The sequence below is a fragment of the Hyphobacterium sp. CCMP332 genome (genome assembly GCF_014323565.1).
Classification (GTDB): domain Bacteria; phylum Pseudomonadota; class Alphaproteobacteria; order Caulobacterales; family Maricaulaceae; genus Hyphobacterium.
This window is the reverse complement of sequence record NZ_CP058669.1, coordinates 1,975,120-1,988,323: the sequence shown is the minus strand read 5'-3', so window position 1 is coordinate 1,988,323 and position 13,204 is coordinate 1,975,120. Positions and strand designations below refer to the sequence as shown.

The 13,204-nt window shown below is 59.6% G+C and carries 13 protein-coding genes; 10 read left to right on the top strand and 3 right to left on the bottom strand.

Annotation, left to right across the window (positions count from 1 at the left end):
- Positions 1–6 precede the first annotated feature (6 nt).
- From HXX25_RS10035 to fghA, 10 genes are all read left to right on the top strand, one after another.
- Positions 7–1,233 carry an efflux RND transporter periplasmic adaptor subunit gene (locus HXX25_RS10035; RefSeq protein ID WP_187165786.1) on the top strand — a complete coding sequence of 409 codons (1,227 nt, stop codon included), beginning with the start codon at positions 7–9 and terminating at the stop codon, positions 1,231–1,233.
- Between the two features lie 119 nt (positions 1,234–1,352).
- Positions 1,353–2,330, top strand: coding sequence for a protein-methionine-sulfoxide reductase catalytic subunit MsrP (msrP, locus tag HXX25_RS10030; protein WP_187165785.1), 978 nt, complete (start codon positions 1,353–1,355; stop codon positions 2,328–2,330).
- A 5-nt stretch (positions 2,331–2,335) separates the two neighbouring features.
- A complete protein-coding gene (locus tag HXX25_RS10025) occupies positions 2,336–2,998 on the top strand; it encodes a sulfite oxidase heme-binding subunit YedZ (RefSeq protein WP_187165784.1) in 663 nt (220 codons plus the stop codon).
- Positions 2,999–3,030: 32 nt separating this feature from the next.
- The gene (locus HXX25_RS10020; RefSeq protein ID WP_187165783.1) at positions 3,031–3,579 is read left to right on the top strand and encodes a DUF4334 domain-containing protein; all 549 of its coding nucleotides are present in this window, start codon (positions 3,031–3,033) and stop codon (positions 3,577–3,579) included.
- Positions 3,580–3,718: 139 nt separating this feature from the next.
- Positions 3,719–5,070 (top strand): IS3 family transposase gene (locus HXX25_RS10015; protein ID WP_187165782.1). Its coding sequence is split into 2 segments (ribosomal slippage): positions 3,719–4,055 and positions 4,055–5,070, totalling 1,353 coding nucleotides; the frame shifts between segments, so codons are not numbered across the junction.
- Complete coding sequence (locus HXX25_RS10010; protein WP_187165781.1) at positions 5,006–5,650, top strand: hypothetical protein; 645 nt, start codon at positions 5,006–5,008, stop codon at positions 5,648–5,650. The genes HXX25_RS10015 and HXX25_RS10010 overlap by 65 nt, the downstream gene beginning before the upstream one ends.
- A gap of 68 nt (positions 5,651–5,718) precedes the next feature.
- Positions 5,719–7,824, top strand: a complete 2,106-nt coding sequence (locus HXX25_RS10005) for an amidohydrolase family protein (protein ID WP_187165780.1) — start codon at positions 5,719–5,721, stop codon at positions 7,822–7,824.
- A gap of 10 nt (positions 7,825–7,834) precedes the next feature.
- Positions 7,835–8,953: an S-(hydroxymethyl)glutathione dehydrogenase/class III alcohol dehydrogenase gene (locus HXX25_RS10000; protein ID WP_187165779.1), complete on the top strand. Its 1,119-nt coding sequence runs from the start codon at positions 7,835–7,837 to the stop codon at positions 8,951–8,953.
- A gap of 22 nt (positions 8,954–8,975) precedes the next feature.
- On the top strand, positions 8,976–9,884 hold the full coding sequence (locus tag HXX25_RS09995; RefSeq protein WP_187165778.1) for a restriction endonuclease: 909 nt from the start codon (positions 8,976–8,978) through the stop codon (positions 9,882–9,884).
- Between the two features lie 9 nt (positions 9,885–9,893).
- Positions 9,894–10,724 carry an S-formylglutathione hydrolase gene (gene fghA / locus HXX25_RS09990; RefSeq protein WP_187165777.1) on the top strand — a complete coding sequence of 277 codons (831 nt, stop codon included), beginning with the start codon at positions 9,894–9,896 and terminating at the stop codon, positions 10,722–10,724.
- A 129-nt stretch (positions 10,725–10,853) separates the two neighbouring features.
- Here fghA and HXX25_RS09985 read toward each other — a convergent pair whose 3' ends face one another.
- The 3 genes from HXX25_RS09985 to HXX25_RS09975 are packed head-to-tail and all read right to left on the bottom strand — an operon-like array spanning position 10,854 to position 13,201.
- The gene (locus tag HXX25_RS09985; RefSeq protein WP_187165776.1) at positions 10,854–11,996 is read right to left on the bottom strand and encodes a CaiB/BaiF CoA-transferase family protein; all 1,143 of its coding nucleotides are present in this window, start codon (positions 11,994–11,996) and stop codon (positions 10,854–10,856) included.
- Between the two features lie 6 nt (positions 11,997–12,002).
- Complete coding sequence (locus tag HXX25_RS09980; protein WP_187165775.1) at positions 12,003–12,395, bottom strand: DUF4345 domain-containing protein; 393 nt, start codon at positions 12,393–12,395, stop codon at positions 12,003–12,005.
- A complete protein-coding gene (locus HXX25_RS09975; RefSeq protein WP_187165774.1) occupies positions 12,392–13,201 on the bottom strand; it encodes an enoyl-CoA hydratase/isomerase family protein in 810 nt (269 codons plus the stop codon). Before HXX25_RS09975 ends, HXX25_RS09980 begins: the two co-directional genes overlap by 4 nt.
- Between the last annotated feature and the right edge of the window lie 3 nt (positions 13,202–13,204).

Below are 13,204 nucleotides of genomic sequence, written 5' to 3'. Positions count from 1 at the left end.
GGGCAGATGATCAAGAAATATTCGCGCACCATACTGGTCCTCATAGCCGCCGTTTTGCTGGTGGCCGTGCTGGCATTTGCCTTCTGGCCGCGTCCTGTCCCGGTTGATATCGGAGAAGTGGTCCGGGAGCCTATGCTGGATACGGTCACAGAAGAAGGGCGGACACGGGTTCATGATGCCTATGTCGTCTCAACACCGGTGTCGGGCCGGTTGCGCCGTGTCGAGGTCGAGCCCGGTGATCCGGTGGAGCGCGGCGAGGATATCGTGGCCTATATGGCCCCGTCCAATCCGGCTGTGCTGGATGTAAGGACGCGCGAGCAGGCCCGCGCCAATGTCAGCGCCGCAGAGGCCGCTTTGCGGCTGGCGCAGGCTGAACGTAACCGGGCGGTTGCCGACCTTGAGTTGACGGAATCAGAACTGGAGCGGCAGCGCTATCTGCGGGAGAATGACGTCGCCAGCGAAGCCGCGCTGGATCGTGCGGTCCGCGAGGCGCGTTCGGCAAGTGCGGCACTCGATTCCGCAGATGCCGCAGTCTCCGTCCGGCAAGCAGAGCTGGCGAATGCGCGTGCCATGCTTGATGGCATCAGCGGAGATCGCGAGGATGCGCCACAGCTGATCGCGGATATTCCGATACATGCGCCGGCTTCCGGACGGGTGCTGCGCCTGATCCAGCAAAGTGAAACCACTTTGCCTGCCGGGTCCCCAATTCTGGAAATCGGCAATGTCGAACATGATCTGGAAATTCTGGTCGAGCTCCTGTCTACCGATGCTGTCAGGGTCTTGCCCGGTCAGAGGGTGTTGATCGCAGACTGGGGCGGAGAATCCGATATCGACGGCGTGGTTGAACGCGTTGATCCGTGGGGTTTTACGAAATTCTCGGCCCTGGGCGTCGAAGAACAACGCGTCAATTCTGTGATACGTTTTGCCAACCCCGACGAGCGACCGCAAGGACTGGGCCATGGTTATCGTGTCGTGGTCCGCATCGTGATCTGGGAGAATGAAAACGCACTGGTCGTGCCTTCCAGCGCGCTCTTCCGGGATGGAGATGACTGGGCGGTCTTCGCCGTCCGGTCCGGCCGCGCCCGCCGCGTGCCGGTAGAGATCGATCGGAATAACGGCCTGCAGGCCCATATTGTCTCGGGTCTGGAAGAAGGCGACCGCGTCGTGCTTTATCCATCGTCGGCGATATTTGAGGGAGCCGCTGTTGTGGCCCGGAATACGATCGAGCGATAATCGCATGGTCGCGATCCTGTCACGCCAGATCACGCCCGATCACAATTGGTGAAGCCGGGGAGACGTGGCCGCTGATCGTGCTATGTCCCAACGGGAACCGAGCGAATAAGGGGACCGACATGCTGATCAGGAAACCGCCTCTGGCGGGCGTGACCGAAAATGATGTGACGCCAAAGCATCTCTATCTCAATCGCCGGAAAATCATGGCGGCCGGGGGCGCATTGGCGCTGACCGGCATGACATCCGCCTGTTCGGCGCAGGAACCTGACGAGACCCAAGCCGCGCCGCGTGTATCCGACGGATCGCTGGATTATTCGGAGACCGCTTATCGTGTCACGGATGGCGATCTGACGCCCTATGATGCGGTCACCGGCTACAACAATTTCTATGAGTTCGGTACCGGCAAGGATGATCCGGCCCGCTATGCCGGCGCGATGACCACCGATCCCTGGTCCGTGCAGGTCGACGGTCATGCGGAGCGGACCGGGACGTTCAGCGTCGAGGATCTCGTGGATTTCAATGCGCTGGAAGAACGCATCTACCGGCTGCGCTGCGTGGAAGCCTGGTCGATGGTTATTCCCTGGATCGGTGTACCCCTGAGCTCGGTGCTGGAGCGATTTCGGCCGACATCCGATGCCCGATACGTGGCGTTCGAGACCTATCTGAACCGCTCGGAAATGCGCGGCACGCGGTTTCCGGTGCTGGACTGGCCCTACAAGGAGGGTCTGCGGATGGATGAAGCCATGCATCCGCTGACGCTGATGGCGGTGGGCCTCTATGGCGAAGTTCTGCCGAACCAGAATGGCGCGCCGATGCGCCTGGTGGTGCCGTGGAAATACGGCTTCAAGTCGATCAAGTCGATTTCACGAATCAGCTTTGTGTCTGAACAGCCGCCGACCAGCTGGAAACAGTCGGCGCCGCGCGAATACGGCTTCTATTCCAACGTCAACCCGAACCGGTCCCATCCGCGATGGAGTCAGGCGAGCGAGCGCATCATCGGGGCCGGACCTTTCGCCCGCCGCGATACGGAGATGTTCAACGGTTATGACGACGTCGCCTCGCTTTATGCCGGTATGGATCTGGAAGAAAACTACTAAGGCCAATGGCGCAAAGATCCGCCTTCCTGCGCAACTTCGCGCGGCACTGGCTGAAGCCGGTGACGCTGTTTCTGCTGGTGCTGCCCCTTGTCTGGATTGCCAGCCAGTGGGCCTTGCTGCTTGCCGGGATGGAACATGATCTCGGGTTTGAGCCGGTGGCGGCGACGCACCATTTTCTGGGCCAGACGGCGCTGCGTATCCTTCTGATCTCGCTGGCGGTGACGCCGTTCCGGGATATCACTCGCTGGACACCCATCCTGCAGGTGCGCCGGCGGATCGGGCTGGCGGCCTTCTGGTATGCCCTGCTGCATCTGCTCGCCTATTTCGGTGCGGACCTGTTCTTTTCCCTGCCGGCCCTGTGGGAAGACATTGTCGAGCGCACCTACATCACCTTCGGTATGGCGGCGCTAATCCTGCTGGTGCCGCTGGCGGCGACCTCTTTCAATTCCATGATCCGGCGGCTCGGCCCGCAACGCTGGCAACGGCTTCATATGCTGGTCTATCCCTTGGCGATCCTTGCCGTGACGCACCATTTCTTCGCTGAAAAGGGCCTCCAGCCCGGCCCGCTGATCCATGCCGGCATCCTCGCTCTGCTTCTGGGCTGGCGGCTCTGGACGCGATGGCTGCCGGCGCTGACGCCGCGCGCTGCGGCGACGTCAAAGCGCTAGGCAGGTCCTGCAATTCATGGCCTAATATCGCCATGACCCATGACACATATCCTGTTTCCATGAGCTTTGAATCCGCCGAGGCCCTGTATGATGGCCTCAATCCCATCCCGACCGATTTCATGATTGGCGAATGGTGGGGGCGCGAAGTCTCCACCGGTCACAATATGGACGGCTCGCTGGCGCTGGCACGCTGGTATGGCAAGACGTTTCTGGACGAAGAGAATGTTCATCCGCTCGTCCATCTCGACGGGCAGGGTCGCAAGTATTTTGCTGATCCCGGCAAAATGCCGATGGGGCCGCGGATGAAAACGCCGCACTATCCGGAATGGATGCTGCCCGCCCTGCGTTGGGGCATGAAGGCTTATATGCAGACCCGGAGGAGCCGGGCGCGCCTGCGGATGACCGAGTATCGCGGCAAGGTGTCGGCGACCATGTGTTATGATCAGCTGCCTATTCATGACGTTTTCCGCAAGCTGGACGATAATAATGTCCTGGGCTTCATGGATATGAAGCGCATGGCCCGGCCCTATGTTTTCACGCTGACGCGCGAGGGCGAAGAAGCGTTTGATTTTGACTCCTGATGGATTGCGTTCGGTCTTAATGTCTGGAGTGTGCGGTCAAAAATGGGCTAGACTTGTTCCCCGTCAGCACCTATGGCACAGAATTGGGGTTGTGATTTAAGGAGGATTTGGTTCTCGTCGTAATGACCAAGGAATGAAGATGAGAGCCAAATCTACAAAGTCCAAAAAGCCTGCAGATCGTGTGGTAAAGGACATCCGCCGGGCAACGCGGCGACACTTCTCGGCTGAAGACAAGATCAGGATCGTGCTGGAAGGCCTGCGCGGTGACGACAGCATCGCCGAGCTATGCCGCAAGGAAGGCATTGCGCAGAGCCTGTATTACACATGGTCGAAGGAGTTCATGGAGGCTGGCAAACGCCGGCTTGCCGGTGACACTGCGCGTGCAGCCACCAGCGATGAGGTCAAGGATCTGCGCCATCAGGCGCGTGATCTCAAAGAATGCGTGGCTGATCTGACGCTGGAGAACCGTCTGCTCAAAAAAAGCATTCTCGCGGATGGGGGAGACGGCGCATGAGATATCCTGCAGCTGAGAAGCTCGAGATCATCAGGCTCGTCGAGCAGTCCCACTTGCCTGCCAAGGTTACGCTTGAGAAGCTGGGTATAGCGCGGCGAACCTTCTATCGCTGGTATGACCGGTATCTGGAAGGTGGACCTGAAGCGCTGGAGGATCGGCTATCGGTACCGGGCCGTGTGTGGAACCGTATTCCGCCCGACATCCACGGTCAGATTATCGAACTGGCGCTGGAGCAGTCCGAGCTCAGCCCACGGGAACTGGCTGTGCGGTTCACTGACGAGACGCGCTACTTCGTGTCTGAGGCTACGGTTTACCGGCTGTTGAAGGCCCATGATCTGATTACCAGCCCAGCCTATGTGGTGATCAAGGCTGCTGATCGCTTCCATACCCAGACGACCCGGGTGAACGAGATGTGGCAGACCGATTTTACCTACTTCAAGATCATTGGTTGGGGCTGGATGTATCTGTCGACCGTACTCGACGATTACTCGCGCTACATCATCGCCTGGAAGCTGTGTTCGACCATGCGCGCCGAGGACGTCACCGACACGCTGGACATGGCGCTCGCTGCTTCAGGCTGCGACCAGGCTACCGTGATGCACAAACCCAGACTGCTTAGCGACAATGGGCCGAGCTACATCGCGGGCGAGCTAGCAGACTACATCGAGGCCCGGCGCATGAGCCATGTTCGCGGCGCACCCTTCCATCCGCAGACGCAAGGCAAGATCGAGCGCTGGCACCAGACCCTCAAGAACCGCATTCTGTTGGAAAACTACTTCCTGCCCGGCGACCTCGAAACGCAGATCGAAGCGTTCGTCGAACACTACAATCATCAACGTTACCACGAGAGCCTGAACAATGTGACGCCTGCAGACGCCTACTTCGGCAGAGCACAAACCATCATCAAACAACGTGAAAGGATCAAGCGACAGACGCTCGAACATCGGCGCTTGCAACACCGCAAACTCGCCGCCTAATATCAACCCACCAGACGAGGCCGATGCTCCAAACGATCACGCCGCAATCTGTGCCAAATGTCCTGACGACGGACAGTTGCAAGCCAGCCGTCAATACGCAAGTGTGGATTTTGCGCCATTTGTGAGCTGCGGCGATGTGCAAGCGGCCGTTTTCCCCGGCGTGAATTCGTTCGGCTTTTCCAACACAGGCGCCAATAGTGCCGATGTCATCACATCTGCAATCAGTGCGTCGGGGGACGGGGTGGCCCGCATTGATCAAGGCCGGGCAACCGCTGTAGCGCTTGCTGCGGTAAATATAGGCCGGACAAGTCAGGTTACGTTGGAAGCGCGTTCGCTATCCAATGCGATTGCAGGAGCGTTCACGGTGGAATTCTGCGCGACCAACCCCGCAACCGGACAATGCCTTGGCGAACGTGCGGAAACGCTTTCCTTTGACTTTGCGCGCAACGAGGTGCGGACCTTCACCGCCTTCATTCGATCTACCGGCGATCCGATTGCCTTCAATCCCCGCGACAACCGGATTGGTTTCTTTTTTGGACGTGAAAGCCCGGCAACGTCGCTTGCAATCACAGTACAATAGGGACCGGGTCAGGCGACAGGGCCAGACCGGCCTGCTAGTCTCTCCCCAACAATTCGGGGGAGAATGACATGAATTCGATCAGATTGAGCCTTTTGGCGGGCGCGGGCCTGGTAATTGCGGCCTGTTCACCAGCAGCAGAGGAACCGTCGGCGGCGGTGCCGGCGACAGATTCGCAAACGGCTGGGTCAGGGGCGGCGACGGCACAGATCGCCGAGGCGGAAGTCTTCACCATCATGGTCGGTGGCACCGTGATTGGCGCGCTGGAGATCAGCGAGATCGAGGACGGGTATTCGGTCGAATACGAATTCCGCAATAATGGCCGGGGTCCGACGATCAGCGAGCGCGTCCTGCTCGATGAAGACGGGCTGCCCATCAGCTGGACGGTCGAGGGCAATACGACGTTCGGCAATGCGGTCAACGAGACCTATGGCTATACCGACAGTCAGGCGAGCTGGACGGATGCGACCGGGTCTGACGAGGCGGTGATGGAATCGCCGGGATTTTATGTGCCGCAGGATGGCAGCCCCTACTGGCTGGCTATTGCGGCGCGCGCCCTGATCGCTGATGAGGACGGTGTTTTGCCGGCCATTCCGGGCGGTGAATTGCGGATGACACCGATCGAGACGCTGACGCTCTCGAATGGCGAAGAAACCTTCGACGCCACGACTTATGCCATGTCCGGAACGAGTGTGAACCCGACCTATTTCCTGATGTCTGGTGAGGCCTTCATGGGGCTGATAACGCCGCGCTTTGCCATTCTTGCAGAAGGGTTTGAAGGCGAGGACGAGCGCCTGCGCAATCTGTCAGCGGACTATGGCGCGCGCCGGTTCGAGGAGATCCAGTCCCGTGTGATCCGCGATTATGACGCGCCGGTGCTGATCCGGAATGTTCATATTTTCAACGCCGAAACGGAAACCCGCGGCGACGCGGCCTCGGTACTGGTCGAGGGCAACACGATTGCCGCGATCGGAGCGGCTGACATGGCCGCCCCTGCCAATGCCGTCGAGATTGACGGGGCGGGCGGCACGCTCCTGCCCGGCTTCTTTGAAATGCACGGCCATATGGGCGAAACCGCCGCCTTCCTGAATATCGCTGCGGGCGTCACGTCGCTGCGGGATATGGGCAATGACAACGAAGTGCTGGGCGCGCTGGTGGAGCGGATTGAATCCGGCGATCTGGCGGGGCCGCGCATTCACCGGTCCGGCTTTATCGAAGGCCAGAGCGATTACAGCTCGAATAATGGCATCATCGTTTCCAGCGAGGCGGAAGCAGTCGCGGCGGTCGATTTCTATGCCGATGCGGGCGTCTATCACCAGATCAAGATATACAACTCCATGACGCCGGAATGGGTGCCGGCCATGATTGCGCGCGCGCATGACCGCGGCCTGCGTGTCTCGGGCCATGTGCCGGCCTTCACCAATGCCGATGCGATGATTGCAGCCGGCTATGACGAGATGACGCATATCAACCAGGTCATGCTGGGCTGGGTGCTGGAAGAGGGTGAGGACACGCGGCAACTGCTCCGTCTGACGGCTCTGCGCCGCCTGCCGGCACTGGATCTCGACAGCGCGCCGGTTCAGGCGACGCTGGATGCGATGGTGGAGAATGGTGTGGCGATTGATCCGACCTTCGCGATCCATGAAGCCCTGCTCCTGTCGCGCAATGGCGAGATTTCGCCGGGAACGGTCGATTATATCGATCATCTGCCGGTCGACGCGCAGCGGCAGGCCCGCTCGGCCTGGGCGGCGATCGAGACGGAAGAGGATGACATCAATTATCGCGGTGCGTTCGACCAGATCACCGAGACGCTGCGGCGGATGCGCGAACGCGGTATTTTCATCGTGCCCGGTACCGATCTGGGCGGGTCTTTCACCTATCACCGCGAGCTGGAGCTGTATCAGCGGATCGGCATGACGCCGCCGGAAATCCTCGCCTGGGCGAGCCACGGCATGGCCGAATATCTGGGTGTGGGCGACGAGGTGGGCCTGATCGAGGAAGGCTATCTCGCCGACTTCTTCATGGTGCCGGGCGATCCGACACAGGATCTGCGCGAGATCAAGACGATCTCCATGGTGATGGCGGATGGGCGGGTCTATTTCCCCACTGAAATCTATCCGGAATTCGGTATCCTGCCTTTCACCGAAATCCCGGCTGTGACCGAACCGAACGAGTAGAGAGAGACTGATGAAAACACGCGCCGCTGTTGCCTTTGAAGCCGGAAAGCCGCTGGAAATCTGCGAGGTCGATCTCGAGGGCCCGAAGGCCGGGGAAGTGTTGGTCGAGATCAAGGCAACCGGTATCTGCCATACCGACGAATTCACTTTGTCCGGCGCGGAATCCGAAGGGGCCTTCCCGGCCATTCTCGGCCATGAAGGCGCGGGCGTGGTGCTCGAAGTCGGGCCGGGCGTCACCAGCCTGAAACCCGGTGATCATGTCATTCCGCTCTATACGGCCGAGTGCCGGGAGTGCGAATACTGCCTCAATCCCAAGACCAATCTCTGCCAGAAGGTGCGCGCCACGCAAGGAAAGGGCGTGATGCCGGACGGGACCAGCCGGTTCTCCTACAAGGGGCAGAAACTCCTGCACTATATGGGCTGTTCGACGTTTTCGAACCATACCGTCCTGCCGGAAGTCTCGCTGGCCAAGGTCCGCAAGGACGCGCCGTTTGACAAGATCTGCTATATCGGCTGCGGCGTGACGACCGGCATTGGCGCGGTGATGTTCACCGCCAAGGTGGAGCCCAATTCCACCGCCGTCGTGTTCGGGCTCGGCGGGATCGGGCTCAATGTCATCCAGGGGCTGAAGCTGATCGGCGCGAAACAGATCGTCGGCGTCGATCTCAATCCGGCCCGCGAGAGCATGGCGCGCCAGTTCGGCATGACGGATTTCGTCAATCCGAAGGACATTCCCGGCGGGCATGATGGCCTCGTTGGTCATCTGGTCGAGCTGACCGGCGGCGGGGCGGATTATTCCTTTGAATGTATCGGCAATGTCGATGTCATGCGCGCGGCGCTGGAATGTTGTCACAAGGGCTGGGGCGAGAGCATCATCATCGGCGTCGCCCCGGCGGGCGCCGAGATATCCACGCGGCCCTTCCAGCTGGTGACCGGCCGCGTCTGGCGCGGTTCGGCCTTTGGCGGGGCCAGAGGACGAACGGATGTGCCGAAAATCGTCGACATGTATATGGACGGCCGCATCGATATCGACTCGCTGATCACCCACAAGCTGGCGCTTGAAGACATCAACAAAGGCTTTGATCTGATGCATGCCGGCGAGAGCATTCGCAGCGTGGTGGTTTATTGATGGCGCGCGAAGGGGTTTCGCTTTGATTCCGGATTATCAGTCCCTCATGAGACCCGTCCTCGAGCATTCGGCCGCAGGAGAAATTCGCATTGGCGAGCTGGTCGATACGTTGAGTGGCGAACTGGGCCTGTCACAGGATGAGCGCGAAGAATTGCTGCCCAGTGGCAAGCAGACCGTAATTGCAAATCGCGTCCACTGGGCGAAGTCATATCTGAAACAAGCAGGGTTGGTTCGCGCAACACGACGAGGGCATTTCACGATTACTGAGCGCGGCAGAGACGCCCTATCAAAACCCGACCAGCGAATAGACAATAGCTTTTTGAAACAGTTTGAAGAATTTCAGGACTTTCAGAACCGAAAACCTGAGAGATCGGACAAGCAGAAAAGCGAAATAATTGATGAAACAGCAGATGAAACACCGGATGAAATTCTTCGCGCAGCGCATAAGAAAATAAACAACGCGCTATCACTTGACCTTCTTGATCGCGTGCGTGAAGCGCCGCCAGCCTTTTTCGAACAGCTGATTGTCGAGCTCCTGATCGCCATGGGCTATGGAGGGTCAAGCGAGGAAGCGGGGCGCGCGCTTGGCAAGTCTGGTGATGACGGAATCGACGGCGTAATCGATCAAGACCCATTGGGTGTGGATCAGATTTATTTGCAGGCAAAACGTTACGCCGAAGGGAATTCAATAGGCTCCGGGGCCATCCGGGACTTCTTCGGCGGGCTAAGCCTCAAGCGTGCTCAAAAAGGAATTTTCGTTACAACATCCGCGTTTTCGCCAGCCGCGATTGAAACCGCAAAAGGTCTTGGCAATCGAATTGTTTTAATCGACGGACGGCAGCTAGCAAAACTGATGATTGCCTACAATATCGGGTGTCGTGATCAGGAGATCCTTCACATCAAGAAAGTCGACGAAGATTATTTTGGCTAGTTGTCCGATATGACCCCCATTTCCACCTTCAAATCCTTCAACGGCACTTTGTCCGTCCATGATCACGACTCATCGGTGACCGGGACGGCGATGCGGTTTGCCGTCTATGTACCGCCGCAGGCAGAGTCCGGTCCGGTGCCGGTGTTGTGGTATTTGTCGGGCCTGACCTGCAACTGGTCGAATGTGATGGAGAAGGGCAATCTCCAGGCTGCGGCGGCGCGTCACGGCGTGATTGTCGTTGCGCCGGATACCAGCCCGCGCGGCGAGGGAATTCCCGACGATGAGTCTTACGATCTCGGGCAGGGGGCGGGCTTCTACCTGACCGCCACGCAAGCGCCGTGGGCGAAACATTTCCGGATGGATCAATATCTGACGGATGAGTTGCCACAGATCATCGCCGCGAACTTCCCGGCGGATATGAGCCGGCAAGGTATATTCGGGCATTCCATGGGCGGGCATGGCGCGCTGACCCTTCACCTGAAACACCCCGAGACCTACAGGACCTGCTCCGCCTTCGCGCCGATTGTCGCACCGGCGCAAGTGCCCTGGGGAACAAAGGCCTTCACCGCCTATCTGGGCGAGGACCGTTCCAGCTGGGCGCAATATGATGCCTGCGAGCTGGTACGGAAACAGGCGTCCAGCGCCCACATCCTGATCGATCAGGGGTTGGCGGATAATTTCCTGGAAGAACATTTGCGGCCTGCATTGTTCGAAGCGGCCTGCGCGGAAGCGGGGCAGAAGCTGACCCTGCGCCGGCAGGCCGGCTATGATCATTCCTATTATTTCATCTCGACCTTCATGGACGATCACATCGCCCATCATGTGAAGATGCTGGGCTGATCCGTCTTGCAGGCTTCATGGAGAAGCGACGAAGTTGACACATGCCGGGCCTATCGAACGGTCGCCGGATTCTCCCTCCGGGTTTCGGATTACTGGTATGACTGGGCGGGCCTTCGGGTCCGCCTTTTTTTATCCGGTAGTCAACTCTGCCAGGATTTCTGCCCGGTGCTCGTCCAGCTTCGGGGACGGCCTGCCAAGCGCCAGCTTGTCGCCGGTGAAGGTGATGGGGGTGCGGATGCCCGGCACACCGTCGACGAGAATGGCCATTTCCCGTTCGATCGTCTGCGGGTCGTTGAAGACCTCGGCAAGGGTGTTGATCGGGCCGGCCGGAATGGTGTGGTCTTCGCAAGCCTGCAGGAGGTTTGAACGTGTCCATTTTCGTGTCTGCTCCGCGATCAGCGGCACCAGACGCTCACGATGTTCGACCCGGCCGGAATTGGTCGCATATTCCGGCGCCCGCCCGGCCTCCAGACCCAGCAAATCGACCAGACGCTGATACTGGCCATCATTGCCGACGGCGATAATCAGATAGCCGTCCTTCACCGGAAAGGCCTGATAGGGCACGATATTGGGATGTGCCGGGCCCATGCGGTGCGGGCTTTTCTTCGTTACCAGATAATTCATCGCCTGATTGGAGAGGACGCCGGTCATGCAATCCATCAGCGCCATATCGATATGCCGGCCCTTGCCGGTTTTCTCCCGCCCGGCCAGCGCCGCCTGAATGGCGATGACGCCATAAAGCCCGGTCAACAGATCCGCGATGGCAATGCCGATTTTCTGCGGGGCACCGTCTGTCTCGCCCGTCAGATCCATCAGGCCGGACATGCCCTGAATGATGAAGTCATAGCCGGCATAGTCGGCATAGGGGCCGGTATGGCCAAAGCCTGTGACCGAACAATAGACGAGACGGGGATTGATGGCGCTCAATGCCGCATAATCCAGCCCGTATTTCGCGAGCCCGCCATGCTTGAAATTCTCGACCAGTACATCCGATTGCGCAGCCAGTTTGCGAACAAGATCACGGCCCTCTTCGGTCCTGAAATCGGCAGTGATGGACCGCTTGCCCCGGTTGCAGGCATGATAATAGGCCGCGGCGCGCTCGCCATCATGGTCGATCCAGGGCGGGCCCCAACGCCGTGTATCATCGCCGCCGGGCGCTTCCACCTTGATGACATCCGCACCCAGATCGGCGAGTGTCTGTCCGATCCATGGCCCTGCCAGCACGCGGGCCAGTTCCAGAACCTTGAGGCCTTTCAGAGGCGCATCCGCCATGTCGGTCTATCCGTTTTCCAGCTGTGCTTTTCGCGCGACGGCCGTCTGCCAGATGATGATGAGCGGAAGGGCGATTTCGATGCCGATCCCGGCGACCAGTTGCGGCGCCGGTGCGCCGACGGTCAGGTATGAGAAGAGCCGCGCCAGACCGCCCAGAAAGATGGCGAGTGTCAGCAGGCGGAACAGCCAGACATGACGATCAATATTGGGAATGAACCACCAGATGAGCGCGGTAAAGCCGATATAGAGGCCCGACAGATAGCGAAACTGGCTGTCGAGATCGGGCGTCACCGCGTCGGCGGGCATATGGCCGGCGGCTCCAAAGAAGACGCCGGTCACTCCGAAATACAGCGGAGCGAGGCTGAATATGGCGAGGAAAATCTGAAGTCCGCGTTTCATGTCTTGTCCTTGTCGGAGCCGGAGTCGGGGCCGGAAAAATCCGGTGCCCGCTTTTCGAGAAAGGCCCGATAACCTTCGGAAAAATCATCACCATCAAATGCTTGCCGGAAAAGCGCGCGCGTTTCTACCGTATCATTGTGAACCCCGCCGGCAATGAGGTCGAGGATGGATTTGAGCCCGCGCAGGCTGTCTCTGGACCTGGAGGCGATCAGGCCGGCCATTTCGCGGCTCCGGGCTTCCAGATCGGTGGCTGGGAAGCAGGCATTGACCAGGCCAGTGGTCGCCGCCTCGCGGGCATCCAGATGGCGGGCGGAAAACAGCATGTCGCGTGCGACAGCCTGCCCGACCGCATCGACCAGCCGGCGTGTGTCGTTCAGCGGATAGAGCAGGCCCAGCTTGGCCGGCGTGATGCCGAATTTGGCTGTCTCGCTCGCATAGCGAATATCGCAGGCCAGTGCGATGCCGCACCCGGCCCCGATGCAGGCCCCCTCGATCTGTGCGAGTGTGGGGAGCGGAAAACCGGCGAGCGCATCCAGCGCAGCTGCAACTTCGGCGGAAAAGGCATCGGCACTTTCCGGCGTGGCATAGACATCTTCAAACTCGGCTATGTCTGCTCCAGCTGCAAACGCTCCCCCTTCTCCGCGGACGATCACCACCCGCAGGTCCGGCTCTTCCATGGCCCCGGCGAGCAGACGTGGAAGCGTCTGCCACATGGCGCGTGTCAGTGCGTTCCGCTTTTGCGGGCGGTTGAGCACCAACTCTCCGACGGGACCGTTCCGGACGTAGAAAAGGGGCGCGTCCGTCATGCC

Bases quoted from the DNA above. Each gene is read 5' to 3' on its own strand.
- msrP (WP_187165785.1), top strand. From the start codon at position 1,353: ATGCTGATCAGGAAACCGCCTCTGGCGGGCGTGACCGAAAATGATGTG.
- HXX25_RS10005 (WP_187165780.1), top strand. From the start codon at position 5,719: ATGAATTCGATCAGATTGAGCCTTTTGGCGGGCGCGGGCCTGGTAATT.
- fghA (WP_187165777.1), top strand. From the start codon at position 9,894: ATGACCCCCATTTCCACCTTCAAATCCTTCAACGGCACTTTGTCCGTC.
- HXX25_RS10000 (WP_187165779.1), top strand. From the start codon at position 7,835: ATGAAAACACGCGCCGCTGTTGCCTTTGAAGCCGGAAAGCCGCTGGAA.
- HXX25_RS10020 (WP_187165783.1), top strand. From the start codon at position 3,031: ATGACCCATGACACATATCCTGTTTCCATGAGCTTTGAATCCGCCGAG.
- HXX25_RS10035 (WP_187165786.1), top strand. From the start codon at position 7: ATGATCAAGAAATATTCGCGCACCATACTGGTCCTCATAGCCGCCGTT.
- HXX25_RS09975 (WP_187165774.1), bottom strand. From the start codon at position 13,201: ATGACGGACGCGCCCCTTTTCTACGTCCGGAACGGTCCCGTCGGAGAG.
- HXX25_RS09985 (WP_187165776.1), bottom strand. From the start codon at position 11,996: ATGGCGGATGCGCCTCTGAAAGGCCTCAAGGTTCTGGAACTGGCCCGC.
- HXX25_RS09980 (WP_187165775.1), bottom strand. From the start codon at position 12,395: ATGAAACGCGGACTTCAGATTTTCCTCGCCATATTCAGCCTCGCTCCG.
- HXX25_RS10025 (WP_187165784.1), top strand. From the start codon at position 2,336: ATGGCGCAAAGATCCGCCTTCCTGCGCAACTTCGCGCGGCACTGGCTG.